This window comes from Pseudomonas sp. (assembly GCF_036404235.1).
Classification (GTDB): domain Bacteria; phylum Pseudomonadota; class Gammaproteobacteria; order Pseudomonadales; family Pseudomonadaceae; genus Aquipseudomonas.
In genome coordinates this window covers 1-24,795 of record NZ_DASWOT010000103.1, presented here as the reverse complement: position 1 = coordinate 24,795, position 24,795 = coordinate 1, and the positions used below count along the sequence as shown (strand labels likewise).

Here is a 24,795-nt window from a genome sequence, read left to right as displayed (position 1 = left end):
AAATTTCCGGGTTGTTTTCTATGCCATGGAGGGCAACGCCTTGACGCGCCAAGAACACGGCTACCGCCTTCGCCGAGGCCGTTTTTCTGAAGTTGGACGTATTTACAACGTAACTTCAATTGTTGAGGGCCGTTTGCCCGTTTTCAGTAACTGGCATCTGGGGCGAATTGTTGTCCAGGAGTTTCGTGCCGCCGAGCAAGACGGGCTGGTTGCTTCTATGGCCTGGGTGGTAATGCCGGATCATTTTCATTGGTTGTTTGAGCTCAAGGCAGGTTCTTTGGAAACCCTGATCAAGCGTGTCAAGGCTCGAAGCGCGATTGAGTTCAACAGAGCCACCCGCAGCAAGGGACGCGTCTGGCAACGGGGCTTTCATGATCGAGCGGTCCGCCACGAAGATGATATTCAAGCGTTGGCGCGCTACATCGTCGCGAACCCGCTACGTGCGAGATTGGTGAACCGGGTAGGGGACTATCCGCTCTGGGATGCAATCTGGGTTTAACGGGCCGACATCTCGCCAACAAGTTGGCTCCTACAGGTCGAGTGCCGTTCATTTTGTAGGAGTGAACGTGTTCGCGAGGCGTCATGCCTGACACACCGCATAGCCCCTCTCGCCAACAAGTTAGCGCCTACAGGTCAAGTGCCGTTCATTTTGTAGGAGTGAACGTGTTCGCGAGGCGTCATGCCTGACACACCGCATAGCCCCTCTCACCAACAAGTTAGCGCCTACAGGTCGAGTGCCGTTCATTTTGTATGAGCGAACTTGTTCGCGAGCCGGTGTTCCAGACACACCGCGTTGGTCGCCTCGCCAACACGTTGGCTCTACAGGTCGGGTACGGTTCAGAGGGACTGGGTCGGCCTGGGCGTTTGCTCAATGCCGCCAAAACGCAGGGATGCAGAGCACCAGCACGGTGATGATTTCCAGGCGTCCCAGTAGCATACCCACTGACAATATCCATTTTGCGGCATCGGGCAGGGTTGAGAAGTTGCCCGCCGGGCCGATGGTTTCGCCAAGGCCCGGGCCGACACCGGATACGGTACTGGCCGCGCCGGTAAGGGCAGTCATCCAGTCCAGTCCGATCAGCGACAGCAGCAGCGCGATCAGGCAGATAGTGATGGTGAAAAAGAACGAAAAGGTCAGGATCGAGCGCACGATATCGTCATCGAGCCGATGGCCGTTGTACGTTTGCCGGATCACTGCTCTAGGGTGAATCAGTTGATGAAGGTTGGCCCTGAGCAGGATGTAAGCAACCTGGAAACGAAATACCTTTACCCCGCCTGCCGTTGAGCCGGAACAGCCGCCGATGAACCCCAGATAAAAGAAGATCATCAGCGAGAAGTTGCCCCACAGACTGTAATCCCCCAGTGCAAAGCCGGTTGTGGTCACGACCGAAGTCACGTTCAGTGCTACGTGACGCAACGCGTCGTACCACGGCAGGTCGGTGGTCGCCCAGTACCAGACGCCCATCACCAGCCAGGTCACCAACAACATGCCGATGAACCCCTGAACCTGCTGATCCTTGATCAACGCTCGGCGATTACCGCGCACTGTCGCGACGAACAGGGTGAACGGCAGGCTGGCGAGGATCATCACCACCACCGCCACCCAATGCACCGCCGGTTGTGTCCACTTCGCCAAGGACTGGTCGGACGTCGAAAAACCGCCGGTGGAGATGGCCGACATCGCATGGTTGATCGCATCGAACAGGCTCATGCCGGCCAGCCAGAAGGCGATGCTGCCCAGCGCCGTGATGCCGACATAGATCAGCACAATGAACTTGGCGACCATGTGCGAGCGCGGCATGACCTTTTCCGAGCGATCCGAGGATTCGGTCTGGAACAGGCGCATGCCACCGATACGCAGCAGCGGCAAAATCGCCACCGCCATACCGATGAAGCCGATGCCGCCCAGCCAGTGCAGCAATGAGCGCCAGATCAGTATCCCCGGCGACATCGTGTCCAGGCCGCTCAGTACCGTGGAACCGGTCGCGGTAATGCCGGACATGCTTTCGAAAAAAGAGTCGGTGTAGCTGATGTGTTGCGTCAGCAAGAACGGTAGCGCGGCGAAGATGCAGACCACGACCCAACTGCTGACGGTCAGCAGGTACATATCTCGGGGCCGTAGATGCACATGCTCCGGCCGGCCGCGCATAACCAGTGCCAGACCAGCGATGAGGGTGATCGTACTCGACCACAGGAAAGACGGCAGATCCCCGGTGCGCTGGAAAATCAACAGCGTTGCCATCGGCACAACCATCGCGACAGCCAGCGTGATGAGAAAGATGCCGATAATAAAACCGATGATGCGAAGGGTCGGCAACGCCATGCGGTCGCTCAGAGGAAGAAATGAAGGGGCGCCATTCTACTCATGGCTCTGCATATGTAAACCGACACGCTTTACGTATGTCTTGTAAGTAAATGCCACCGTTACTCGTTATTGAAGTTCAACACGCCCTAGAATGCCCAATCATTTTTAAAGGAGACGATTTGATGGAAGCGCTCGACCTGTTGCTCAACCGCGTGTCGGTTCCCCGTTTGATCGAACCGGCCCCAGATGCCGCGCAACGCGAAATTCTGTTCAGTGCAGCCTTGCGCGCGCCTGATCATGGTCTGCTGCGGCCGTTTCGTTTCCTGACGGTGGAAGGTGTGGCTCGCGAGCGCATGGGATTGTTGCTGGCCCAAGCGCTGCAGCACAGCGGTGGCGAGTTCGACGAGAAAGCCCTTGATAAAGCTCGCAACGGTCCGTTAAGAGCGCCCCTGGTTGTGGTCGTCATTGCAAAATTGCAGGACCATTACAAGGTGCCAAAAAACGAGCAAATGATCACTGCCGGTTGTGCGGCACATGCTGTGTTACTGGCTGCTTACGCGTTGGGCGTCGGCGCGGTGTGGCGCACCGGGGAGTTGTCGTACTCCCCGCATGTGGCCAAAGGCCTGGGATTGGCAGCGGACGAGCAAGTGATTGCCTTTCTGTACCTAGGCACTGCGCAAAATCCACCACGCGTGGCATCGAAGGTCGATGTGGCGGATTTTGTGAGTGAATGGCAGGGGTGAGTTTTGGCGTGATGCGTGATGCTGGGCGACGCTGTCAATGCGGTGCTGACACAGGCAACTCCAAACTTGCCACAAATCCGCCTTGTGGATGATTTTCCAGTATCAGGTTTCCGCCATGTTTCTCGGCAGCGCGTTTGGCGATGGCCAACCCCAGCCCGTAACCGGGTGCAGTCTGCCCCGGCGCGCGATAAAACGGCTCGCCCAATTGTGCTAAATGTTCAGGCGCAACGCCTGGCCCGTGATCGCGTACGCTGATGCGCATCAGTTCGCCCGCGCGCGAGGCGCAGAGTTCAATCGGTGTGCCGCTGGGGTTGAACCGCAAGGCATTACGCAACAGGTTATCCAGCGCGCGCTCCAGCACATTCGGCCAACCCAGCAGCTTCAGATCGGGATTGACCTCGACCTGCACCGTCTGATCAGTACTGCTCTGCTCGGTGTCGGCCTTCAGATGCTCTAACAAATCGCTCAGATCGATCTGCTCGGCATTGCCGACATCCGCGTCCAGGCGCGCTAAAGCGAGAATCTCGCCAATCAACGCCTCCAGTCGATCGCACTCGCGAATCAGTCGGGGCCAGAGTTTTTCCCGCTCGGCAGTTTCCGCGCGCTCGGCCAACGCCAAGGCAATACGCAGGCGCGCCAAGGGTGAGCGCAATTCATGAGAGACGTCACGCAACAGCTGACGCTGGCTACCGATCAGGCTTTGCAGGCGTGCGCCCATGCGGTTGAAGTCATTGGCCAATACGCCAAATTCGTCGCGCCGACCCGCCAGTTGAGCCAGGCTGTTCTGTTGATAGGTGGTCTGGCCCAGGTCGTGTACCGCGCTGCGCAATCGGCTCAGTGGCCGGGTAATCGACAAGGTCACCAACAGACTGAACAGCGTCAGTACAACCAGTGCAATGCCCAGAGCACTTAATGGCCAAAGCAGACTTTGGCGGTGCCAGGCATCGAGTTCAGGATGCGGGATGCGATAGATCAGCAGATAGGTTTCGTTGGTTTTCGGGCTGGTGTATTCGGTGGTCAGGCGGCGCCAGGGCAATTGTTGCGGATCGTCGTGCTGACGGGCTTCAAATGCCGCCGCGCGAGGAGGGAAGGTCCCACGCACCACGGCTTCACCACTGTCGTTGAGCACTTGCACGTCGATGTGATAGCGGCGCTTGAGGTCTTGCAGGTAGTCCTGCGCCGCGTCCTCGCCCTGGCTTTCATACAATTGCGTCCACTTTTCCGGCAGTTTGTGCAGGCCGGGGTGGCGGCTGAGAATCCATGCGTCCTGGTTGAGCATGTGCCCCAGCAGAATAGACAGGCCCGCAACCAATGTAATTGCGAGCCAGAAACTCGCCAGGACTCGCCAGAACAGTGAGCGCACGTGATCCCCTCATATCGGAAAACCCGGCACGCCGGAGCGTGTCGGGTTGGATGGGCAATGTAACGGCGAAGAGCTCGCTGTTACTGGTTTTTTTCCGCCTTCTGCGCTTTCCAGGCTTCGAACTCGGCGCGATCTGCACGGCGCTGCGCCTCGTCTTTCTGGATCTGGTCGAACTGTTTTTGCTGATCAGGGGTCAGCATGGCGCGGATGTCGCTCTGAGTCTTAGCATGTTTTGCGCTGAGTTCATCCTGCATGGCCTTCTGATCGGCGGGCGACAACTTGGCCAGGTACTTTTCAGTGATTTCGTAGCGACCTTGCATTTGATCACGCATTAATTTGCCCACTTGCTGACGCTGCTCCGGGGTCAGGTTCAGTTTGTCGAACGGCCCCTTTTGATGCATGCCTGGACCGCCGTGACCTGGGCCGCCATGACCCATTGAGTCGCCATCGGCGGGTGGCATTGCCATCGCAACGGTCGGCAGAGCAGCAGCAAACATCAAAGCCATCAGGGTCTTGCGCATGGTGTATCTCCTTGTCTCGAATCCGGCTCTGTGCCGGTTGTGGCCAGTTTAAGGAGATCAAGGTCAAGCGAGGTCAGGCGTGGGTAAAGCTTGGGTAAAGAGGTTCGGTAATGCGGCTGACACGATTCACTTTGCAGGAGCCAACGTGTTGGCGAGACAGACAGGATTCGGTGTGTCAGATGCGTCGCCTCGCGAACAAGTTCTCTCCTACAGCAGATCGTATTGTTTCAGACCGCGTAATAGTAGCCGCGACTGCGCAATGCCACGATCCGTGGACGGCCGTCGGCGTGCGGGCCTATTTTCTTGCGCAGGTTGCTGACGTGCATGTCCAGGCTGCGGTCATACAGCGTCAGCTTGCGACCCAGTGCCAGTTGCGCCAGCTCCTGTTTGTCGAGCGGTTCGCCGGGCTGCCCCAGCAGCGCTTCGAGCAGACGGCTTTCGGAGACGGTCAGGACAAACTCTTGATCGTCGATGGTCACTACACCACGCGCGGGGCTGAAGGTCAGGTCGCCCAGCTCCAGTTGTGTCGACACCGCCGTTGGATGGCTGCGGCGTAATACTGCGCGCAGGCGGGCAGTCAGTTCGCGGGGGTCGCAGGGTTTTGCGAGGTAATCGTCGGCCCCCAACTCCAGGCCGAGAATCCGGTCCAGCGGCTCACCGCGTGCCGATAGCATCAGCACCGGCAGATCGGGGTGATCGGTGCGCAGTTGTTTCAGCAGTTCCAGACCGCTGCCATCGGGCAGCATCACGTCCAGCACCACCGCAGCAGGCGATGTTTCGGCAAGGGCTTTGCGGGCGCTCTGGCCGTCATGGCAGGCGTGTACCTGGAAGCCTTCCTGGGTCAACCAACTGCTCAGGAGCTCGCACAGCTCCTGGTCATCATCAATAAGTAACAGCTCGCTCATGACTCACTCAATTTAGCCATTGCCGACGCTGTCTACGCCAGCCGCTGGCAAAGATACCGCATAGCAGGGCAATCAGTGCAACGCCGCCGCCTGCGACAAACCATTGCTGTTGCTCCGTCAGGATGCGTAGAGGCATGACGGACTGCGCTTCTTTGAGCTGCAGTTTAAGCTTTTGGTTCTCTTGGCGAAGCTGACCGAGCGCAATTGTTTCCTGTTGGGCACCTGAGTCCTGCAACTGTTTGGTCAACTCTTGGCGCTGACGTTCGCTGTCTGCCAACTTTTGCCGCAGGTCACTGAGCTGGCTGGCAGTGCTAGGCAACGGCAGTGCATGGCTGACGGAATCGGTTGACTCTTCGCTCTGTGCATTAAGACTGATTGCTGAAACGGCCAACAGGGCTACTAGCAGACACCACGAACCTGGACGCATCTGAACTCCTGACTTTATGTAGAGGTGCAGGATGACGGCACCGTCTTTATTGAGCACTTGGCAGGTTGTCGGCAGGGCAATGCGAATAATTAGCAGGAAGGGTGCCAGGGGAAAATCATCCGGTCACCAACGGGCCGGATGATGAGTGCAACAACCGAGGTGTTACGGCAGCACTTGTTTGAACGGCTTGACCACAACGTGATCGTATACGCCAGCCTTGATATACGGGTCGGCGTCTGCCCATGCCTGTGCGGCGTTGAGCGATTCGAATTCAGCGACGATCAGGCTGCCAGTGAAACCCGCAGCGCCCGGATCGTTGCTGTCGACGGCGGGCATCGGGCCTGCCAGTACGATGCGACCTTGGTTTTTCAGCGCAGTCAGGCGCTCAAGATGTGCAGGGCGTGCTTCCAGGCGTTTTTCCAGGGAGTTGGCGACGTCTGTTGCAACAATGGCGTAGAGCATGTCAGTCCTCAGTCTTTTTCGGGGAAGGCGTGGCAGGATCGGTGTCGTGCATGTGGCGAGCCAGGAAGATGCCTTGGCCGAGCAGGAACAGCAAGGTCATCCCCAGGCTGCCGAAGACTTTGAAGTCGACCCAGAATGCTTGATACGTGAAGGCGACGTACAGATTGGCGGCGCCGCAGAACAAAAAGAACACGATCCAGGCGATGTTCAGTTTGGTCCAGATGGCCTGTGGCAAGGTCAATGCATGGCCCATGATGCGCTGGATCAACAGGCGATCACCGATGAAGTGACTGCCAGCGAAGACCAACGCGAACAGCCAGTTGACCACCGGCGCTTTCCACTTGAGGAAGGTTTCGCTGTGAAACGCCAGTGTCAGGCTGCCGAACACCAGACAGGCGATCAGCGTCAGCCATTGGCTTTTTTCCAGTTTGCCTTGTCGAACGAAAAGGATGCCATAGACCACGATGGAGCTTGCGATCAGCATCGCGGTGGCGCTGAAAATGCCACCTACCATGACGCTGTGGCCCATGATGTCGACGGCATGAGGGTCGATCTTGTAAACGATGAAAAACAGGATTAACGGGATGAAGTCGATGAATTGTTTCACAGTAAGAGCCAGAAGCTGGATGTGGCGGCATAATAACAAACATCAATGACTGCGAAAGCGCCCCTATGAATGTCGATTTGCACTGTCACAGCACCGCTTCCGATGGCGGCCTCGCGCCCGCCGCGCTGGTTGCACGCGCTTACGAGAACGGTGTGCGGGTGCTGGCGCTGACCGATCACGACACCCTTGACGGTCTCGAAGAGGCCCGCGCGGCGGCGCTTGCACTGGATATGCAGCTAGTCGACGGGGTTGAGCTTTCCTGCACTTGGGGCGGTGCCACCATCCACGTTCTGGGCTATGGTTTTGACGTTAAATCGCAGGTTCTGGTCGATGCCATCGAGCAGTTACACCAGGGGCGGTGGTTGCGCGCTGAAGAAATCAGTCGCAAATTGGCGATGAAAGGTATGCCCGACGCGCTCGAAGGAGCCCGCGCCATTCAGCAAGCGTTGGGTGATAGCGGCAATGCGCCAGCCCGTCCGCACTTTGCCGACTTCATGGTTCAACGGGGTTTCGTCAAGGATCGCGCCGAGGCGTTCCGCAAATGGCTGGGCGCAGGCAAACTGGGGGACGTCAAACAGCATTGGCCGACCCTCGAAGACACGGTCGCTACCCTGCGCGCCGCCGGCGCCTGGGTCAGCCTGGCGCACCCCTGGCATTATGATTTCACCCGCAGTAAGCGTCGCAAACTGGTCGCTGACTTTCTTCAGGCCGGCGGTCATGCCATTGAAGTGGTCAATGGTCTGCAGCCTGCCGATCAGGTCGGTAGCTTGGCCATTCTGGCCCGTGAGTTCGGTCTGCTGGTAAGTGCCGGCAGTGATTTTCATGCCCCTGGCGCCTGGTCCGAGATTGGCGTTTATCGCCCGATACCTGAGGACCTGCCGCCACTTTGGTGTCGATTCAAACATGACCAGCCTATTGCCGTCTGAACAGGAAGATACCGTGAGTCAATTTTTCCAGGTCCATCCGGAGAATCCGCAAGCGCGCCTGATTAAGCAAGCTGTGGAAATCATCAGGGCGGGCGGTCTGGTGGTGTACCCCACTGATTCGTCCTATGCACTGGGCTGCCAGATGGGTGACAAAAACGCTGTTGAGCGTATTCGCCGCCTGCGCCAACTGGACGACAAGCACAACTTCACCCTGATGTGCTGTGATCTTTCGCAGTTGGGCATGTTCGCCAAGGTCGATACCACGGCGTTTCGCGTGCTCAAGGCCCATACGCCGGGGCCTTACACCTTTATTCTCAGCGCTACCCGAGATGTGCCGCGCCTGGTCTTGCACCCCAAGCGCCGGACCATCGGATTGCGGGTGCCGGGGCATCCCATTGCCCAGGCGTTGTTGCAGGAGCTGGGTGAGCCCCTGATGAGTGTCAGTCTGATCCTGCCCGGCGAAACCGTACCGATGAGCGACCCGTATGTAATGCGCGAGGTGCTGGAGCATCAGGTCGACTTGATCATCGATGCCGGGATGGGCGGTGTATCGGCGTCCACGGTGGTCAATCTGGCCGACGGCGAGCCGCAGGTAATCCGCGTGGGTTGTGGCGATCCGACGCCGTTCCAGGTCCAAGCATAGTGAGTGACGTCGAAACACTCGACAGTCAGGTGGGCGTGCAGCAAGAGCTGCCGTTCGCGCTGGTCTACGGTCAAGCCATCACCCAGATGCCGCTGGACCTGTACATTCCACCTGATGCGCTGGAAGTGTTTCTGGAGGCCTTCGAAGGCCCGCTCGACCTGCTGCTGTACCTGATCCGCAAACAGAACATCAACATCCTCGACATTCCCGTGGCGGAAATCACCCGGCAGTACATGGGCTATGTCGAGCTGATGAAAAGCGTGCGCCTGGAACTGGCCGCCGAATACCTGGTGATGGCAGCCATGCTCGCCGAAATAAAGTCGCGGATGCTGCTACCGCGCTCGGAAGTGGCCGAGCAAGAAGAAGACGACCCGCGCGCCGAACTGATCCGCCGCCTGCAAGAGTACGAACGTTTCAAGGCCGCCGCCGAGGGTATCGATGGTCTGTCGCGTGTCGGTCGCGATGTGGTGGTGCCCAAACTCGATGCACCAGAAGCACGGGCGCGCAAGCTGTTGCCGGATGTCAGCCTGGATGAGCTGCTGATGTCGATGGCCGAAGTGCTGCGCCGAGGCGATATGTTCGAAAGCCATCAGGTCAGTCGCGAAGCGTTGTCCACCCGTGAACGCATGAGCGATGTACTGGAGCGTTTGAAAGGCGGCGGTTTTGTGCCGTTTGCCGAGCTGTTCACCGCCGAGGAAGGGCGCCTTGGTGTGGTGGTGACCTTCATGGCGATTCTTGAGTTGGTGAAGGAATCCCTTGTCGAGCTGGTGCAGAACGAACCTTTTGCCGCCATTCATGTGCGTGCGCGAGCCGAATAAAGAGCCAGAGCTGATCGATGAACCTCAACGAACCCCGCGAGCTGGCGACGCTGCTCGAAGCTTTCCTGCTGGCCAGTGGTAAACCGCAATCGCTTGAGCGACTGTACGAACTCTTCGAAGAGGGCGAGCGTCCGGAGCCGCCAGTGTTCAAAAAGGCGCTGGAGCTGTTGCGCAAGTCCTGCGACAGCCGCGCATTCGAACTCAAGGAGGTCGCGTCGGGTTATCGCTTGCAAATTCGCGAGAAGTTTTCTCCGTGGGTCGGGCGTTTGTGGGAAGAGCGCCCGCAGCGTTATTCCCGTGCGTTGTTGGAAACCATGGCACTGATTGCCTATCGCCAGCCGATCACCCGGGGTGAGATCGAGGATGTGCGCGGCGTTGCGGTCAACAGCAACATCGTCAAGACACTGCTGGAGCGCGAGTGGGTGCGCATTGTTGGTTATCGCGATGTCCCCGGCAAACCGGCCATGTTCGCCACCACCAAGGCGTTTCTCGACCATTTCAACCTGAAGAACCTTGATGACCTGCCGCCGCTGGCTGACCTGCGCGAACTGGAGCCTGACCCAGTGTTGGATTTCGACGACGCGCCGGTGCCCGCACACCTTCAAGCGCTCGCCGATGCGAGCCTTGAGCCGGACGCTGAGCCTGAACCGCCTCGCGACGAAACCAGCTTTCGCAGCCTGTTGGTTGAGTTGGACTCCATGGAGAAGGGGCTGAAGATCGATTTCGACGATTTGTTGGTCAATGAGCCCGATACAGAGTCTGAATTGGAAGATGAGCCGCGAGACGAAGAAGATCCGCGGTAGACGTTGAGTCCGATTATCACAGCAAATCCCGATCTTCCGGCATCACGGCCAATGGATGGGAGCAGGCAATCGGTGCGCATCCTTTCCTCTTCGGACAACGCTTATGAGTACAAAAGACCCCTGTATCAGCGTTTGCAAATTTAACGAAGACATTTGCATCGGTTGTGGCCGCAGCAAACGTGAGATCAAGTCCTGGAAGAAGATGGAAAAGGGCGAGAAACGCTCGGTGCTGGCCGAGTCGGCCAAGCGCTTGATCAAGTTGAAAGCCGCCGGTCGGCGGAAAAAGAAGTGACGTGAAAGTTTTCGACTAGTCTCTGATGCGCAACGTCCGCCATGGGCGTATGATTCGCGACCTTTTGGCGATCCACACGCGCCAGAGATCTTCAGTATTCTGCCAGCGCTTGTTCTTTTCTATTTTAAGAAGCGAACGCAAGGCAACAGGTCATGCCCACTCGAGCGCGGCCTGATTCGACACACCGGGAGGTGCCCAGATGAGTGAACAAGACAAGCAGGACAGCCAGGAAATCGGCCCAGCAGGTGAAAAGCTGCAAAAAGTACTGGCGCGCATTGGCGTCGGTTCTCGCCGAGACGTAGAAGCCTGGATCAGCCAGGGCCGGATCAAGGTCAATGGCAAGGACGCGACCCTCGGTCAACGCGTCGATCTGCACGACGCCATCAGCGTTGACGGTCGTGTCATCAAGCGCGAAGAAGCCGCTGAAACCGTCCGCCGCGTCATCATGTACAACAAGCCCGACGGCGAAATCTGCACCCGTGATGACCCGGAAGGTCGCCCGACGGTATTCGATCGTCTGCCGCGCCCGAAAGAAGGCCGCTGGATCAACGTCGGTCGCCTGGACATTAACACCACCGGTTTGCTGATGTTCACCACCGACGGTGAGCTGGCCAACCGTTTGATGCACCCCTCGTTCGAAATGGACCGTGAATACGCCGTTCGCGTACGTGGCGAAGTCGATGACGACATGCTGCTGCGTTTGAAAAACGGCGTGATCCTTGAGGATGGCCCTGCACGTTTCACCGACATCAAGCAAGCGCCGGGCGGTGAAGGCTTTAACCACTGGTATCACTGCGTGGTGATGGAAGGGCGTAACCGCGAGGTTCGTCGTCTGTGGGAATCCCAGGGGCTGGTGGTCAGCCGTCTGAAACGCGTGCGTTTCGGTCCGGTGTTCCTCAACTCCGACCTGCCCATGGGCCGCTGGCGCGAAATGAGTCAGTACGAAGTCGACACGCTCAGTGCCGAAGTGGGTCTGACACCGGTCGCCATGCCGCAGATGACTGCCAAGACCAAGGACAAGCTGGAGCGTTTGCAGCGTCAATCCTCGCGTCCGTTGGGCAAAGGCGAGCGCGTGCGTAATCTGCGTCCAGCCAAGGATGCCGCGCCGAGCGAGCGTCCTGCTCGTGAGCCCCGGCCTGCCATTGGCGGTGACCGTCCTGTTCGCGAGCCGCGCGGTGAGGCGGGTGATCGTCCAGCCCGTGATCCGCGTTATGCCGTTGGCGAGAAGCGCCCTGCGCGCGAACCGCGTGTTGCCGAAGGCGAGCGTGTTCGTCCGGCCGGTAAACCGCAGGAGGGTGGTCGCGGTCAACGCACGCCACGCCCTCCGGTCGATGGTCGTTCGCAAGGTCGCACCGACAACAGCCGCGGTACGCCAGTGGCCGAGCGCCCAAGCGAGATGAACAAGCGTCCGGCCAAGCCAAAGCCGTCGCGCCCTGGCATTAAGCTGGTCGACGACAAAACCCCATCGGGCAAGCGTCGCGGACCTCCAGCAGGTTCCGGTCAGCGCCCAGGCTTCGGTCGTCGCAAGCCTGAGTAATGGTGGTTTGAAATAAAAAAACGCCAGTCCAATGACTGGCGTTTTTTTTTGTCTGGAATTTGCGCTTGTCGCATTCCTTCGGCTGCTCCTGCAGGGAGCCGTCAATCGAAGGGTTTTTACTGACCGAATGAACAGCTTTTTGGGGGTGAATCGCGTTCTGCCCGGTGTACAATGCGCGGCTTTTTTCTGTGATTCTTCGGCGTATGGACGCCACCAGGTTCGGGGTTACCCACCCCGTTTCACTCCGTCACGTCATGAGCGTGTCGGGTTCGATTCCGGCGCAGACAAGAACAAAAAGGTGACATTCAATGAGTGAGCATATGCCCCATTCGGGTGAGTTGAAGCGTGGTCTGAAAAACCGTCATATCCAGTTGATCGCCCTGGGCGGGGCTATCGGTACGGGATTGTTTCTGGGGTCGGCGGGTGTTCTCAAGTCGGCGGGGCCGTCGATGATTCTGGGCTATGCCCTGTGTGGCTTCATTGCCTTCATGATCATGCGCCAGCTCGGTGAAATGATCGTCGAAGAGCCGGTAGCCGGCTCATTCAGCCATTTCGCACACAAATATTGGGGCGGTTTCGCCGGCTTTCTGTCGGGCTGGAACTGCTGGGTTTTGTACATTCTGGTGGGCATGTCGGAGCTGACTGCCGTCGGCAAATACGTGCATTACTGGTGGCCGGAAATTCCGACCTGGGCGTCGGCGGCGATGTTCTTCGTGATGATCAACATCATTAACCTGGCCAACGTCAAAGTGTTCGGTGAGGCGGAGTTCTGGTTCGCGACTATCAAGGTCGTGGCCATTATCGGCATGATCGCCCTGGGCAGCTACCTGCTGGTGAGTGGTAGCGGTGGGCCACAGGCTTCGGTCAGTAATCTATGGGATCACGGCGGCTTTTTCCCCAATGGGATTAGCGGTTTGGTGATGGCGCTGGCCTTCATCATGTTTTCCTTTGGTGGCCTGGAAATGCTCGGCTTCACGGCAGCCGAGGCCGATCAACCGAAAGTCATCATCCCCAAAGCGATCAATCAGGTGATCTACCGGATCCTGATTTTCTACATAGGTTCGCTGGTGGTGCTGCTGTCGCTGACGCCTTGGGATGCGCTGCTGAATGCGCTGAGTGCATCTGGCGATTCCTACAGCGGCAGCCCGTTCGTGCAAGTGTTTTCAATGCTGGGCAGCAACACCGCGGCGCACATCCTCAATTTCGTGGTGCTCACAGCCGCGTTGTCGGTGTACAACAGCGGCACTTATTGCAATGCGCGCATGTTGTTCGGTATGGCGGAGCAGGGTGATGCGCCTGCGGTTCTGGCGCAAGCCGACAGCCGTGGGGTGCCCGTTCGGGCAATTCTGGTGTCTGCTGCGGTGACGGTCATTGCGGTGCTGCTCAATTACCTGGTGCCGCAGAATGCGCTGGAGCTGTTGATGTCGTTGGTTGTGGCGACCTTGGTGATCAACTGGGCAATGATCAGCTACTCGCATTTGAAGTTTCGCCAGCACATGAACCGTACCCATCAGGTTCCGTTGTTCAAGGCGCTGTGGTATCCGTACGGCAATTACATCTGTCTGGCGTTCGTGGTGTTGATCCTCGGGATCATGCTGATGATTCCAGGGATTCGGGTGTCGGTGTATGCAATTCCGGTGTGGCTATTGGTGATGTGGGGGTTCTTCGGCATCAAGAACAGACGCCTCGCCGCCCGCGAGTCCATGGCGCAGCGGACTTCGATTATCAAGTAAGCAGGCGCAGCGCTTGCTTGCCGCGTATGTGCGAGGCTGGCTTGTCCCGCGATTGCGTTGGTTCAGCCATCACAAGAGTGACTGGCACTGCGCAATCGCGGGACAAGCCACGCTCCTTCAGGACCTCGCGTCAAAACTTGCACAGGTATCCACATGCTGATCATCTCCAATAACGTGCAGCTGCCGGACGCCGAAGTCGAATTGACCGCCATTCGCGCGCAAGGCGCGGGCGGGCAGAACGTCAATAAAGTGTCCAGCGCGGTGCATCTGCGTTTCGACATCAACGCATCGTCATTACCGCCGTTCTACAAAGAGCGGCTGCTGGCGCTGCGTGACAGTCGGATTACCAGTGAAGGGGTGATCATCATCAAGGCTCAGCAATATCGCACGCAGGAGCAAAATCGCGCCGATGCGCTGGAGCGTTTGGGTGAGCTGATCATCAGCGCCGGCAAGGTCGAGAAGAAGCGCCGCCCGACCAAGCCGACCCTGGGCTCCAAGACTCGCAGGCTGGAGTCGAAGACCAAACGCGGCTCGATCAAGGCTGGGCGAGGGAAAGTGGACTTTTGAACGGATGCTGCAACTCCGCTTCTGCCGAAGGCGCCCAGAGGCTAAACCGCCGTCGATCTCTCCCGCATCACCCTCGCTTGTTTGTACAGATAAAGGCTCAAGCCCAGCCCTCCCAGCGACGCTAACGCGGCGAACAAAAAGATCGAGGCAAAACCAAAACCGGCCGCAACGGCTCCGGCCACTGGCCCTGTAATCCCCAGCGACAGATCGATGAACAGCGAATAAGCGCCCACTGCTGCGCCACGACTGGACGCGGGTACCAGGTTAACTGCCTCGACCCCCAGCGCCGGGAACACCAATGAAAAGCCAAAACCGCTCAATGCCGCGCCCGCCAGTGCCAGATTGGGATTAGGCGCCAGCCACAGCAGCAGCAAACCTACTGTCTCCACCGACAGGCACGCAATCGCCACGCGGAAGCCGCCGAGGCGGTTGATCATATTGCTGAACAGCAAGCGTGCGCCGATGAAGGAGACACCGAACAGGCTTAGGCACAGTACCGCATTGGGCCAGGTGTGGCTGGCGTAATACAGCGTGATGAAGGTGGCGATGGTGCCGAAACCGATTGATCCGAGCGCAAGTCCGGTGCCGTGAGGCAAGACAAGGCCCAGCACATGCAGAAACGGCATGCGCTCGCCCTGCACGATTGGCGCGGGAGTTTTTTTCCAGGCCAGTGCGATGCCCAGGCTTGCCAAGAGGATGATGCTTACGCCCATGCTCCACAGTCCCAGGCCGTTGACCAGAAACACACCCAGCGGCGCACCGATGGCCAGCGCGCCGTAACTGGCGATGCCATTCCACGAAATGACCTTGGCAGTATTCTGTGCGCCAACCCGGCCAATGCCCCAGTTAATCGAGCCTGAACCCACCAGACTTTCCGCGCTGCCCAGTACCAGGCGACCGATAAACAGGCTGACAAGGCTCACCACCGGCCAGCTTTCCAGCATATTCGCCAGCAGCATGAACACGCCGCTCAGTCCACAGCCAAAGAGGCCGTAGAGCACGGCCTTCTTGCTGCCATGATTGTCGATGATGCGGCTGGAATAGGGGCGGCTGAGCAGGGTGGCCAGGTACTGCACACTGATCACCAGGCCGGCTGCAATGGCGCCAAAACCCAGATCGGTGTGGACATAGCCAGGCAATACGGCAAGCGGAATACCGATGTTCAAATAGCCGATGAAAGTGAACAGGACGATGGAAACGACCTGCAGCGTGACCGCCATAGGGCGTTGTGTTTCGGCGCGCGAAGCGTCTGGCATGGCATCAATCCACGATTACGACAGGAAGGGTGCAGCGGGGGGAGTCCGGATTCCGCGTAGACGCTCCAAGGGCGGGCGACGCGACCATGATAACCAGGGTTGTCAATGGATGGCAGGGCAAGGATGAACAGACGCTGAATGAATTGCAGACTCACTCCTTGGATTTAGCCCTGGAGTTATCTATCTGCAGGCGCAACAAGTTGAGTGGTAACCAGCGCAGCCAGGGCGTTTTCTTGTGTGCCAAAGCGCGCAAGCAGAGTGTTTTGTTTTTCAGGACTCAGGCGTGCCCAGATATCGATCATTTTCTCGGCGGTGCCGATCAGGGCCTGGGCTTGTGTTTCGGTGAAGTCGGTCATGGGATGGGTACTCGAGCATTTCAGCCCTTATGGAAATACACCTTGAAGAAGTTCTTCCATAGGGGCTGAAAAATCAGCTTTTAACGCGGGCGTTGTGTTTTTTTGCTTGGGTCACTCTTGGCACCTGCCTTCATCTCGACCGGCTGACCGAGTTCCTGGCGGGCTGCAGCGCTTTGCTGTGGTGTGCTTGGGAAGGGGAAGTTTGGGATTTCATGCATCGTCGTCGCTCCTCACAAGTGTTTGTTGTTGATTGAACAGCACGTCTGAAAACGCTTGGTGAGGATACAGCACAACAAATGACAAACAGACTTTTAATGTGGGCCGTTTGTCATTTGACGAGGAAGCTCCATGATTGCCGGCACGGTGTAACCTCTGCAGATACTCTGTCCCCGGTCAAGCTTTCAGTCGGTGTATTTCGCTGAACAGCCTGGCCGTATCAAATGCTTCACCCCTGCGGATGGCGCATGTCTCCAATGTGGCGGTTGATCAACTGTAACGAACTTGTTCGCGAGGCGGTGCCTCAGGCGCACCGCGTTGGTCGCCTGCCAACAAGTTGGCTCCTGCAAGTGTGACTGGCGTCAGCAAACAGCCGCAATCGCCGCCGCCAACGCATCCAGCCGCGTCGCGTCGATCCCGGCCACGTTCGCCCGGCCGGCATTGACCATGTACACGCTGTGCTCGTTGCGCAGGCGCGCCACTTGCTCGTCGTTCAAGCCGGTGTAGGAGAACATGCCGCGCTGCACGCCAATGTGGGCGAAGCGCTCACCCAGCCCCAGTGGCGTCAGCGCCTCCACCAGGCCCTGACGCAATTGCGCGATACGGCTGCGCATTTCTTCCACTTCGTCGGCCCACAGCGCTTTGAGCTCCGGGTCACCGAGAATCTCGGCCACCACGGCGGCGCCATGATCCGGCGGGTTGGACCACAGGTTGCGAGCAGTCGCGGACAGCTGGCTGCGAACGTCCGCCAGTTTTTCACTGTTGTTGGCGCACACCAGCAGCGCGCCGGTCCGTTCACGGTACAGGCCGAAGTTCTTCGAGCATGAGCTGGTGATCAACAGCTCTGGCAGTTCGGCGGCGAACAGGCGAACGGCCCAGGCGTCTTCTTCCAGCCCATCACCGAAGCCCTGATAAGCAAAGTCGATCAGCGGCAGCAGGTTGCGACTTTTAACGATGTTCAGCACCGCTTTCCAGTCGTCTTGGGACAGATCGAAGCCGGTTGGGTTGTGGCAGCAGGCATGCAGCAACACCACGTCGCCTTCCGGGATCTGTTGCAGGGTTTGCAGCATCGCGTCGACGTTCAAGCGGTTATCGCTGCCCACATAAGGGTAGTGATTGACCTGCAAACCGGCGGCGGCGTAGATGGTTTCGTGAATCGGCCAGGTCGGGTCGCTGAGCCAGATGGCTTTGCCTGGCAGGCAGTTGGCGATGAAGTCCGCGCTCAAGCGCAGGGCGCCGGTACCGCCTGGCGTCTGGGTAGCGCCTACGCGCCTGTCGCGGATCAGTGCGGATTCGGCGCCAAGCACCAGGTCACAGATCAACGTGCCAAAACGCGGCTCGCCATGCCCACCGATGTAGGTCTTGGTTGGCTGCGAATCCACCAGACGCTGCTCGGCCAGTTTCACCGCGCGTGGAATGGTGGTCAGGCCTTGCGCGTCCTTGTACACGCCGACGCCGAGGTCGAACTTGTTTGGATTCGGATCTTTGGCATAGGCCTGGATCAAACCCAGAATCGGATCATCGGGTACACGCTGAATCTGTGAAAAATGCATTACTTGCGGCCCTCGGCGGCGGCCACCTCGTCGGTGCGGGCGGCCATGATGAAGTCGTTGCGGTGCAGCCCTTTGATCGAGTGGCTCCACCAGGTGACGGTCACTTTGCCCCATTCGGTCAGCAGACCAGGGTGATGACCTTCAGCCTCGGCAATTTCGCCGACCGCGTTGGTAAACGCCAGCGCAAATTTGAAATTCTTGAACAGAAAGACTTTTTCCAGTTGCATCACGCCGTCACGGACTTCGATGTTCCAGTCGGGGATTTGTTTGAGCAGTGCGGGCAGTTCGCCCTCGCTAACCTGCGGGGCGTCGGCGCGGCAGGCTTCACAATGGGCTTGATTTAATGTGGTCATGAACGGTTTTCCTGATCAAGCTGCTTTGGGTTTTGGCGGAAATTTCGGCGCATGTAGACCGAGCGCGGTGGCCTTGACCACCATGCCCATGATGTCTTCGTGGGCAAGATCGAACAGGCGCTTGAGGTTCGGCAGCACGAAATACAGAGGTTGCAGTATGTCGATACGGTACGGCGTGCGCATGGCCTCTATCGGATCGAACGCCTGATGTTCAGGCGTCGACGACAGGCTGTGCAGCGTTTCCTTGGGCGAGGACAGAATGCCGCCGCCATAGATTTTCTTGCCTTGGGGTGTATCCAGCAGACCAAACTCAATGGTCATCCAGTACAGGCGCGCCAGATACACGCGTTGTTCCTTGTTGGCGGCCAGGCCGAGTTTGCCGTAGATGTGGGTGAATTCTGCAAACCAGGGGTTGGTCAGCAATGGGCAGTGGCCGAAAACTTCGTGGAAAATATCCGGCTCTTGCAGGTAATCCAGTTCTTCGCGGCTGCGAATGAAGGTCGCTACCGGAAATCGCTTGTTAGCCAGCAATTGGAAAAAGGTTTGGAAGGGGATCAGCGCCGGTACGCGAGCGACTTGCCAACCAGTGGTGGCGTCCAGCACCCGATTGATTTCTCCCAGTTGCGGGATGCGTTCATGGGGCAGCTTCAATTGCTCGATACCATCAAGGTACTGCTGGCAGGCGCGGCCCTCGATCACTTCCAGTTGACGGGCGATCAGTGTGGTCCATACCGCGTGCTCGGCGTCGGGATAGTCGATGAACCCGGTTGAATCCGGCTCGCGAGCCACGTATCGGGTTTGCGTCATGCTGCTCTCCTGAAGGATTGTTCTTATGCGCAGCGTTGTAGATCGTTGCCGCCTGGTGAGCGGGACTGCATGGCGCTATTGATAACGCAGTTGTCAGAGGCTGGCGCGCTTGAGTCCTACCTGTCATTCAAGGCAAGCGGGCCATTTGCGTAACGATAACTTTACGTCTGGTCATTGGTGAGCGTCGAGTGGGGGGGGCGTAGGCAGGGTTTTTGTCACTGTGCTGTCACGTATTCTTTACGATAAACTTTGCTCACTCCCAAAAACGTGCTTGTTTCCAAGGCCGGTCAACCCATGCGCATCAAAGTCCATTGTCAGAACCGCATCGGTATTCTTCGCGACATTCTTGAGTTGTTGGTCGCCTACGGGGTCAATGTGTCCGGTGGCGAAGTGGGTGGCGAATATGGCGATGCGATCTATCTGCGCTGTCCGAACCTGATCAATTTGCAATTTCAGGCGTTGGTTCCGAAGTTCAAGGCTATCTCCGGAGTATTTGGCATCAAGCGTGTAGGGTTGATGCCCAGCGAGCGTCGGCACATGGAACTGAATGCTCTGCTCGGGGCGCTGGAATTTCCGGTCCTGTCCATCGATATGGGCGGTTCTATCGTCGCCGCAAACCGCGCGGCGGCACAATTGCTTGGCGTGCGAGTGGACGAGGTGCCCGGCATCGCGCTGTCACGTTACGCCGAAGATTTTGACTTGCCGCAATTGGTGCGCGCCAACAAGTCGCGGATCAACGGCCTGAGGGTCAAGGTCAGAGGCGATGTGTTTCTCGCCGACATCGCGCCATTGCAATCTGAGCATGACGACAGCGAAGCGATGGCCGGTGCGGTACTGACGTTGCATCGCGCAGATCGCGTCGGCGAGCGCATTTATAACGTGCGCAAGCAGGAGCTGCGCGGCTTCGACAGCATCTTCCAGAGTTCTAGAGTGATGGCCGCCGTGGTGCGCGAAGCTCGACGCATGGCACCGCTCGACGCGCCGTTGCTGATCGAAGGTGAGACAGGTACCGGCAAGGAGTTGCTCGCCCGTGCCTGTCACCTGGCCAGCCCGCGGGGGCAGGCTCCGATGATGGCGCTCAATTGTGCGGGGCTGTCTGAATCCATGGCCGAGACCGAGCTGTTCGGTTATGGCCCGGGTGCATTCGAAGGGGCGCGGGCTGAAGGCAAGCTGGGGCTGTTGGAACTCACCGCGGGCGGCACGCTGTTTCTCGACGGCTTGGTAGACATGAGCCCGCGCCTGCAGGCCAAACTGTTGCGCTATCTGCAAGAAGGCTGCTTTCGCCGGGTTGGTAGCGATGAGGAGGTGTACCTGGATGTGCGGGTAATTTGCGCAACCCAGGTGGATATCTCTGAGTTGTGTGCGCGTGGAGCATTTCGTCAGGACCTGTATCACCGGCTCAATGTGTTGTCCCTGCACATTCCTCCCTTGCGAGAATGCCTCGATGGCCTGGTGCCGCTGGTTGAGCATTTTGTTGATCAGGCCAGTCGACAGATTGGTTGTGCGTTACCGGATATTGCGCCAGCCGCTATGGACCGACTGCGCCAATACCAATGGCCGGGTAATGTGCGGCAATTGGAAAATGTGTTGTTTCAGGCGGTTTCTCTGTGCGAGGCGGGAGTGATCAAGGCCGAGCACATACGCTTCCCTGATTACGGTGTGCGTCAGCCGCTTGGGGGGGGCTCTCTCTATGGCAGTTCTCTGGACGGCAGCCTGGAAGAGATTGTCGGACGCTTTGAAAAAGCCGTGCTCGAACACCTCCATTCTGAGTACCCAAGCAGCCGACTATTGGGCAAACGCCTCGGCGTCTCGCACACCACGATCGCCAACAAACTACGTCAGTACGGTGTCGGGTATAAATAAGCGCGCCGTGAGTGCCCGACGGGGAGGGACGCTGCGATTGATCCGCGTGACGTGAGCTTTACCGCGAAGGGGGTTTTCGACTGAGGCGTTAGCATTCAGATAATGATTCATGCATCAGCAAAAGAGACGTCGATAGATTGCGGTCCGCTGGTAGTGCGGATGATGAAAATGTCAATCGCTTTATTAAGCGTTGGGTCTCATGGTTTATTTGAGCGGGTGCTTAACAAGCAGGTATTGAACTTTCTGCTAAATATCGAGTGGTCTCTGACCTGTTGTGGCGGGGGTGAAAGTTATGGGGCAGGTTCGTTATTTAATGATGCGCAGCAGGCTACATGAACATCGACGATGAATGTAGGGCTGATGATTTGCGGGTGGAGGTGAAGTGAGTTGAAAATAACAGACCCATAAACGAGTCACGCCCCGCGGGTGCAGCCTGCGAGGCGTAGAGGGGACAAATGTAGCCGGTGGATCAACCGTTGCTGCAACCGTTGCCCATTACTTGGTATTCCAGTACGTGACGTTTGCCCTGGGAATCCTCGTATGTCATGTGTTCTGGCACGACGGCGCAAACGTTAGGAATTTCATCTATTGAAATGACTTTAGCGATGTCCAGGTGAGTCGAGTAGGTGTATTGCTCGACAGGTAATGCTTGACTGGCGACATCATTCGGTGCTTCTTCCGCCATTGCCACAGCGCTGAAACCACAAAGAGCCATTACAACCAGTACAGCTTTCATTACAAGTTACCTCTAAGTTCAATATTAAGTTCTGCGTCGCAGGTACTCTGTTCGGCAGGGTGCACAGAACCCTTTTGGGGCTCTGTGTGACGCTCGGTAGTTACTTGTTAAAGTTGCTTGATCGACAAGCCGGTGTGGGGGGCCGCTAGTTGTCAATCATTTGCCTTGTTGGCGGAGCGGATTCTATGCCCCTTGTCTGGAGACATATAGAAACCGTTTTGATAAAGACTGTTGAGCGAATCAGTAATAATCGGCGAATTCGCTGTTTTGGTGGTCGCAAATCTAGTGCTTTGGTCGTAGCAAAATTGTCGACCCTCCCGGTACTACAGGCTTTCAGCGCTGTTCTGGCGTATGCTGACAGCCGGTAAGACCATCGTCGAATGGCTTTTATGGCATTCGCCAGATACAACAGGTCAATAAAACAACAACATATGCACCGAGGTAAGAAAGATGAGCGCGGCTTCCCTGTACCCCGTCCGCCCTGAAGTAGCAGCAATAACGCTGACTGACGAGGCGACCTACAAGGCCATGTACCAGCAATCGGTGGTCAATCCTGATGGTTTCTGGCGTGAGCAAGCTCAGCGTCTGGATTGGATCAAGCCTTTCACCACGGTTAAGCAGACCTCCTTCGACGATCACCGTGTCGACATCAAGTGGTTCGCCGATGGCACCTTGAACGTCTCCTACAACTGCCTCGACCGCCATCTGGCCGAGCGCGGTGATCAGCTCGCAATCATCTGGGAAGGCGACGATCCTTCCGAAAGCCGCAACATTACTTACCGTGAACTGCACGAAGAAGTCTGCAAGTTCGCCAACGCCTTGCGTGGCCAGGATGTGCACCGGGGTGACGTGGTCACCCTTTATATGCCGATGATCCCGGAAGCCGTAGTCGCCATGCTGGCCTGCGCGCGTATCGGTGCAATCCACTCGGTGGTGTTCGGCGGCTTCTCGCCGGAGGCCCTGGCCGGGCGGATCATCGACTGCAAATCCAAGGTGGTCATCACCGCTGACGAAGGCCTGCGTGGTGGCAAGAAAACCGCAATGAAAGCCAACGTCGACCATGCCCTGACAAACCCTGAAACAGCCAGCGTGCAGAAAGTCATCGTGTGCAAGCGCACCGGCGGCGACATCGAGTGGAACCGTCACCGTGATATTTGGTACCACTCGCTGCTGGAGGTGGCTTCTGCCACATGCGCGCCAAAAGAAATGGGCGCCGAGGAATCGCTGTTCATCCTTTATACGTCGGGCTCGACTGGCAAGCCCAAGGGCGTGCTGCACACCACGGCGGGCTATCTGCTATATGCCGCGCTGACTCACGAGCGCGTGTTCGACTACAAACCGGGCGAAGTCTATTGGTGTACCGCTGACGTGGGGTGGATCACCGGTCACAGCTACATCGTCTATGGCCCGCTGGCCAATGGCGCAACCACATTGCTGTTTGAAGGTGTGCCCAATTATCCGGACATCACCCGCGTGTCGAAGATCGTCGACAAGCACAAGGTCAACATTCTCTACACGGCACCGACCGCTATTCGCGCCATGATGGCCGAAGGCACTAAAGCTGTGGACGGCGCAGACGGTTCGAGCCTGCGTCTGCTCGGTTCGGTGGGCGAGCCGATCAACCCTGAAGCCTGGAATTGGTACTACAACACCGTCGGTAAGCAGAAGTGCCCCATCGTCGACACCTGGTGGCAGACCGAAACCGGCGGCATCCTGATCAGTCCGCTACCGGGTGCCACCGCCTTGAAGCCGGGTTCGGCGACGCGTCCGTTCTTTGGCGTGATTCCGGCGCTGGTGGATAACCTGGGCAATCTGATCGAGGGGGCGGCCGAAGGCAATCTGGTGATCCTCGACTCGTGGCCAGGTCAGTCGCGCACGCTGTACGGCGATCACGACCGTTTCGTTGACACCTACTTCAAAACCTTCCGTGGCATGTACTTCACCGGTGACGGTGCGCGCCGTGATGAAGATGGTTACTACTGGATCACCGGGCGTGTGGACGACGTGCTGAATGTGTCGGGTCACCGCATGGGCACGGCTGAAATCGAGAGCGCGATGGTTGCGCACCCCAAAGTCGCTGAAGCGGCCGTGGTCGGTGTGCCACACGATCTGAAAGGGCAAGGCATTTATGTCTACGTCACCCTCAATGGCGGCGAAGTGCCGGACGAAGCACTGCGTATCGAGCTGCGCAACTGGGTGCGTAAGGAGATTGGCCCGATTGCCTCGCCAGACGTGATTCAGTGGGCTCCGGGCCTGCCGAAAACCCGCTCAGGCAAGATCATGCGTCGCATCCTGCGCAAGATTGCTACGGGCGAATACGACTCGTTGGGTGACATCTCAACCCTGGCTGACCCAGGCGTGGTGGCCCATCTGGTCGAGACCCACAAGTCCATGAACGTCGCCTGAATCGCGACCCCAACAAACGCCCCGTCCGGTGAAAGCCTGGCGGGGCGTTTTGGTTATTGGCTTGCGGTGTATTTGATCGTTTATCTTCCCAGTGGAGATATTGGCCAGCCATCCACCACATTTCGGTCGACTTCATCCACTGACTGCTCATGCATCCAGCTTAAGCCACACCCGACTGCGACACCCTCCGCAGCGGGAACAAACCCCTGCACTTTTCGGACACCTCCTACAGCACAAACCGCCATTTGCGCCACCGACGCCTCACCCCCTCATTCATCATGGCTGCCTCACGCTCTCTATCGTTGTGCATGCCCAGCCGACTGGGAGGTCCACTCAACGTCACCATGGTGATACTTCCCCAATGGCTCTGCAGTCTGGATAAGCCAACGTCCACAGATGAGCAAATCGCCAACTTCGTCTGGGCAGAGACCCACAGGGATCACCGATAACAATCGCTTCAGCAACCGGCAATAGCACGGACCCGCACGTTAAATAAACAGGGAGTAGAGACTCAATGGCCATAGGATATTTCATCCGTAGAGATGACCGGACATCTTGCGGTGGCATCGTCATAGATGCGCACGCCAGCGTCAGCAT

25 protein-coding genes are annotated in these 24,795 nt (G+C 57.9%); 12 read left to right on the top strand and 13 right to left on the bottom strand.

Annotation, left to right across the window (positions count from 1 at the left end):
* Nucleotides 1-40: 40 nt before the first annotated feature.
* Nucleotides 41-499 (top strand): REP-associated tyrosine transposase, encoded by a 459-nt coding sequence (locus VGC62_RS12875; protein ID WP_331187464.1) that lies wholly within the window; start codon nt 41-43, stop codon nt 497-499.
* Nucleotides 500-868: 369 nt separating this feature from the next.
* On the opposite strand, the gene VGC62_RS12870 is transcribed toward VGC62_RS12875, so the two are convergent.
* Nucleotides 869-2,323 carry a TrkH family potassium uptake protein gene (locus VGC62_RS12870; protein ID WP_331187463.1) on the bottom strand — a complete coding sequence of 485 codons (1,455 nt, stop codon included), beginning with the start codon at nt 2,321-2,323 and terminating at the stop codon, nt 869-871.
* A gap of 164 nt (nt 2,324-2,487) precedes the next feature.
* On the opposite strand from VGC62_RS12870, the gene VGC62_RS12865 reads away from it, so the two are divergent.
* Nucleotides 2,488-3,048, top strand: a complete 561-nt coding sequence (locus VGC62_RS12865; RefSeq protein WP_331187462.1) for a nitroreductase family protein — start codon at nt 2,488-2,490, stop codon at nt 3,046-3,048.
* A 34-nt stretch (nt 3,049-3,082) separates the two neighbouring features.
* Here the strand turns inward: VGC62_RS12865 and VGC62_RS12860 are convergent, their stop codons facing one another.
* From VGC62_RS12860 to VGC62_RS12835, 6 genes are all read right to left on the bottom strand, one after another.
* Nucleotides 3,083-4,411 carry a HAMP domain-containing sensor histidine kinase gene (locus VGC62_RS12860; RefSeq protein ID WP_331187461.1) on the bottom strand — a complete coding sequence of 443 codons (1,329 nt, stop codon included), beginning with the start codon at nt 4,409-4,411 and terminating at the stop codon, nt 3,083-3,085.
* Between the two features lie 80 nt (nt 4,412-4,491).
* Nucleotides 4,492-4,932, bottom strand: a complete 441-nt coding sequence (locus VGC62_RS12855; protein WP_331187460.1) for a Spy/CpxP family protein refolding chaperone — start codon at nt 4,930-4,932, stop codon at nt 4,492-4,494.
* Nucleotides 4,933-5,159: 227 nt separating this feature from the next.
* Nucleotides 5,160-5,837 (bottom strand): response regulator transcription factor, encoded by a 678-nt coding sequence (locus VGC62_RS12850; protein ID WP_331187459.1) that lies wholly within the window; start codon nt 5,835-5,837, stop codon nt 5,160-5,162.
* Nucleotides 5,838-5,844: 7 nt separating this feature from the next.
* A complete protein-coding gene (locus VGC62_RS12845; RefSeq protein WP_331187458.1) occupies nt 5,845-6,264 on the bottom strand; it encodes a translation initiation factor 2 in 420 nt (139 codons plus the stop codon).
* Between the two features lie 162 nt (nt 6,265-6,426).
* Nucleotides 6,427-6,726: a YciI family protein gene (locus tag VGC62_RS12840; RefSeq protein ID WP_331187457.1), complete on the bottom strand. Its 300-nt coding sequence runs from the start codon at nt 6,724-6,726 to the stop codon at nt 6,427-6,429.
* Between the two features lies 1 nt (nt 6,727).
* Entirely contained in the window at nt 6,728-7,333 is a 606-nt protein-coding gene (locus VGC62_RS12835; protein WP_331187456.1) for a septation protein A, read from the bottom strand.
* 65 nt (nt 7,334-7,398) lie between these two features.
* Here VGC62_RS12835 and VGC62_RS12830 point away from each other — a divergent pair, with 65 nt between their 5' ends.
* The 8 genes from VGC62_RS12830 to arfB all read left to right on the top strand — a co-directional run bounded on the left by VGC62_RS12830 (nt 7,399) and on the right by arfB (nt 14,652).
* Nucleotides 7,399-8,259, top strand: a complete 861-nt coding sequence (locus tag VGC62_RS12830) for a PHP domain-containing protein (protein ID WP_331187455.1) — start codon at nt 7,399-7,401, stop codon at nt 8,257-8,259.
* Nucleotides 8,260-8,272: 13 nt separating this feature from the next.
* Nucleotides 8,273-8,902, top strand: a complete 630-nt coding sequence (locus VGC62_RS12825; protein ID WP_331187454.1) for an L-threonylcarbamoyladenylate synthase — start codon at nt 8,273-8,275, stop codon at nt 8,900-8,902.
* A 119-nt stretch (nt 8,903-9,021) separates the two neighbouring features.
* On the top strand, nt 9,022-9,720 hold the full coding sequence (locus tag VGC62_RS12820; RefSeq protein ID WP_331187481.1) for a ScpA family protein: 699 nt from the start codon (nt 9,022-9,024) through the stop codon (nt 9,718-9,720).
* A 17-nt stretch (nt 9,721-9,737) separates the two neighbouring features.
* Entirely contained in the window at nt 9,738-10,523 is a 786-nt protein-coding gene (gene scpB / locus VGC62_RS12815) for an SMC-Scp complex subunit ScpB (protein ID WP_331187453.1), read from the top strand.
* Between the two features lie 103 nt (nt 10,524-10,626).
* The gene (locus tag VGC62_RS12810) at nt 10,627-10,815 is read left to right on the top strand and encodes a DUF1289 domain-containing protein (protein ID WP_331187452.1); all 189 of its coding nucleotides are present in this window, start codon (nt 10,627-10,629) and stop codon (nt 10,813-10,815) included.
* A 199-nt stretch (nt 10,816-11,014) separates the two neighbouring features.
* Entirely contained in the window at nt 11,015-12,352 is a 1,338-nt protein-coding gene (gene rluB, locus VGC62_RS12805; RefSeq protein WP_331187451.1) for a 23S rRNA pseudouridine(2605) synthase RluB, read from the top strand.
* 308 nt (nt 12,353-12,660) lie between these two features.
* The gene (locus VGC62_RS12800; RefSeq protein ID WP_331187450.1) at nt 12,661-14,085 is read left to right on the top strand and encodes an amino acid permease; all 1,425 of its coding nucleotides are present in this window, start codon (nt 12,661-12,663) and stop codon (nt 14,083-14,085) included.
* Between the two features lie 153 nt (nt 14,086-14,238).
* The gene (arfB, locus tag VGC62_RS12795) at nt 14,239-14,652 is read left to right on the top strand and encodes an alternative ribosome rescue aminoacyl-tRNA hydrolase ArfB (RefSeq protein WP_331187449.1); all 414 of its coding nucleotides are present in this window, start codon (nt 14,239-14,241) and stop codon (nt 14,650-14,652) included.
* A gap of 41 nt (nt 14,653-14,693) precedes the next feature.
* Here arfB and VGC62_RS12790 read toward each other — a convergent pair whose 3' ends face one another.
* The 5 genes from VGC62_RS12790 to phhA all read right to left on the bottom strand — a co-directional run bounded on the left by VGC62_RS12790 (nt 14,694) and on the right by phhA (nt 19,193).
* Nucleotides 14,694-15,908, bottom strand: coding sequence for an MFS transporter (locus VGC62_RS12790; protein ID WP_331187448.1), 1,215 nt, complete (start codon nt 15,906-15,908; stop codon nt 14,694-14,696).
* A 176-nt stretch (nt 15,909-16,084) separates the two neighbouring features.
* Nucleotides 16,085-16,264 (bottom strand): hypothetical protein, encoded by a 180-nt coding sequence (locus VGC62_RS12785; RefSeq protein ID WP_331187447.1) that lies wholly within the window; start codon nt 16,262-16,264, stop codon nt 16,085-16,087.
* Nucleotides 16,265-16,842: 578 nt separating this feature from the next.
* Entirely contained in the window at nt 16,843-18,033 is a 1,191-nt protein-coding gene (locus VGC62_RS12780) for an amino acid aminotransferase (protein WP_331187446.1), read from the bottom strand.
* The gene (locus VGC62_RS12775; protein ID WP_331187445.1) at nt 18,033-18,386 is read right to left on the bottom strand and encodes a 4a-hydroxytetrahydrobiopterin dehydratase; all 354 of its coding nucleotides are present in this window, start codon (nt 18,384-18,386) and stop codon (nt 18,033-18,035) included. The genes VGC62_RS12780 and VGC62_RS12775 overlap by 1 nt, the downstream gene beginning before the upstream one ends.
* Nucleotides 18,387-18,401: 15 nt before the next feature.
* Nucleotides 18,402-19,193, bottom strand: a complete 792-nt coding sequence (phhA, locus tag VGC62_RS12770; RefSeq protein WP_331187444.1) for a phenylalanine 4-monooxygenase — start codon at nt 19,191-19,193, stop codon at nt 18,402-18,404.
* 294 nt (nt 19,194-19,487) lie between these two features.
* Here phhA and VGC62_RS12765 point away from each other — a divergent pair, with 294 nt between their 5' ends.
* On the top strand, nt 19,488-21,056 hold the full coding sequence (locus VGC62_RS12765; protein ID WP_331187443.1) for a sigma-54-dependent transcriptional regulator: 1,569 nt from the start codon (nt 19,488-19,490) through the stop codon (nt 21,054-21,056).
* 469 nt (nt 21,057-21,525) lie between these two features.
* Here the strand turns inward: VGC62_RS12765 and VGC62_RS12760 are convergent, their stop codons facing one another.
* The gene (locus VGC62_RS12760) at nt 21,526-21,792 is read right to left on the bottom strand and encodes a DUF2790 domain-containing protein (RefSeq protein WP_331187442.1); all 267 of its coding nucleotides are present in this window, start codon (nt 21,790-21,792) and stop codon (nt 21,526-21,528) included.
* Nucleotides 21,793-22,242: 450 nt separating this feature from the next.
* Between VGC62_RS12760 and acs the strand changes: the two genes are divergently transcribed.
* Entirely contained in the window at nt 22,243-24,198 is a 1,956-nt protein-coding gene (gene acs, locus VGC62_RS12755; protein WP_331187441.1) for an acetate--CoA ligase, read from the top strand.
* The last annotated feature ends 597 nt before the right edge of the window (nt 24,199-24,795 follow it).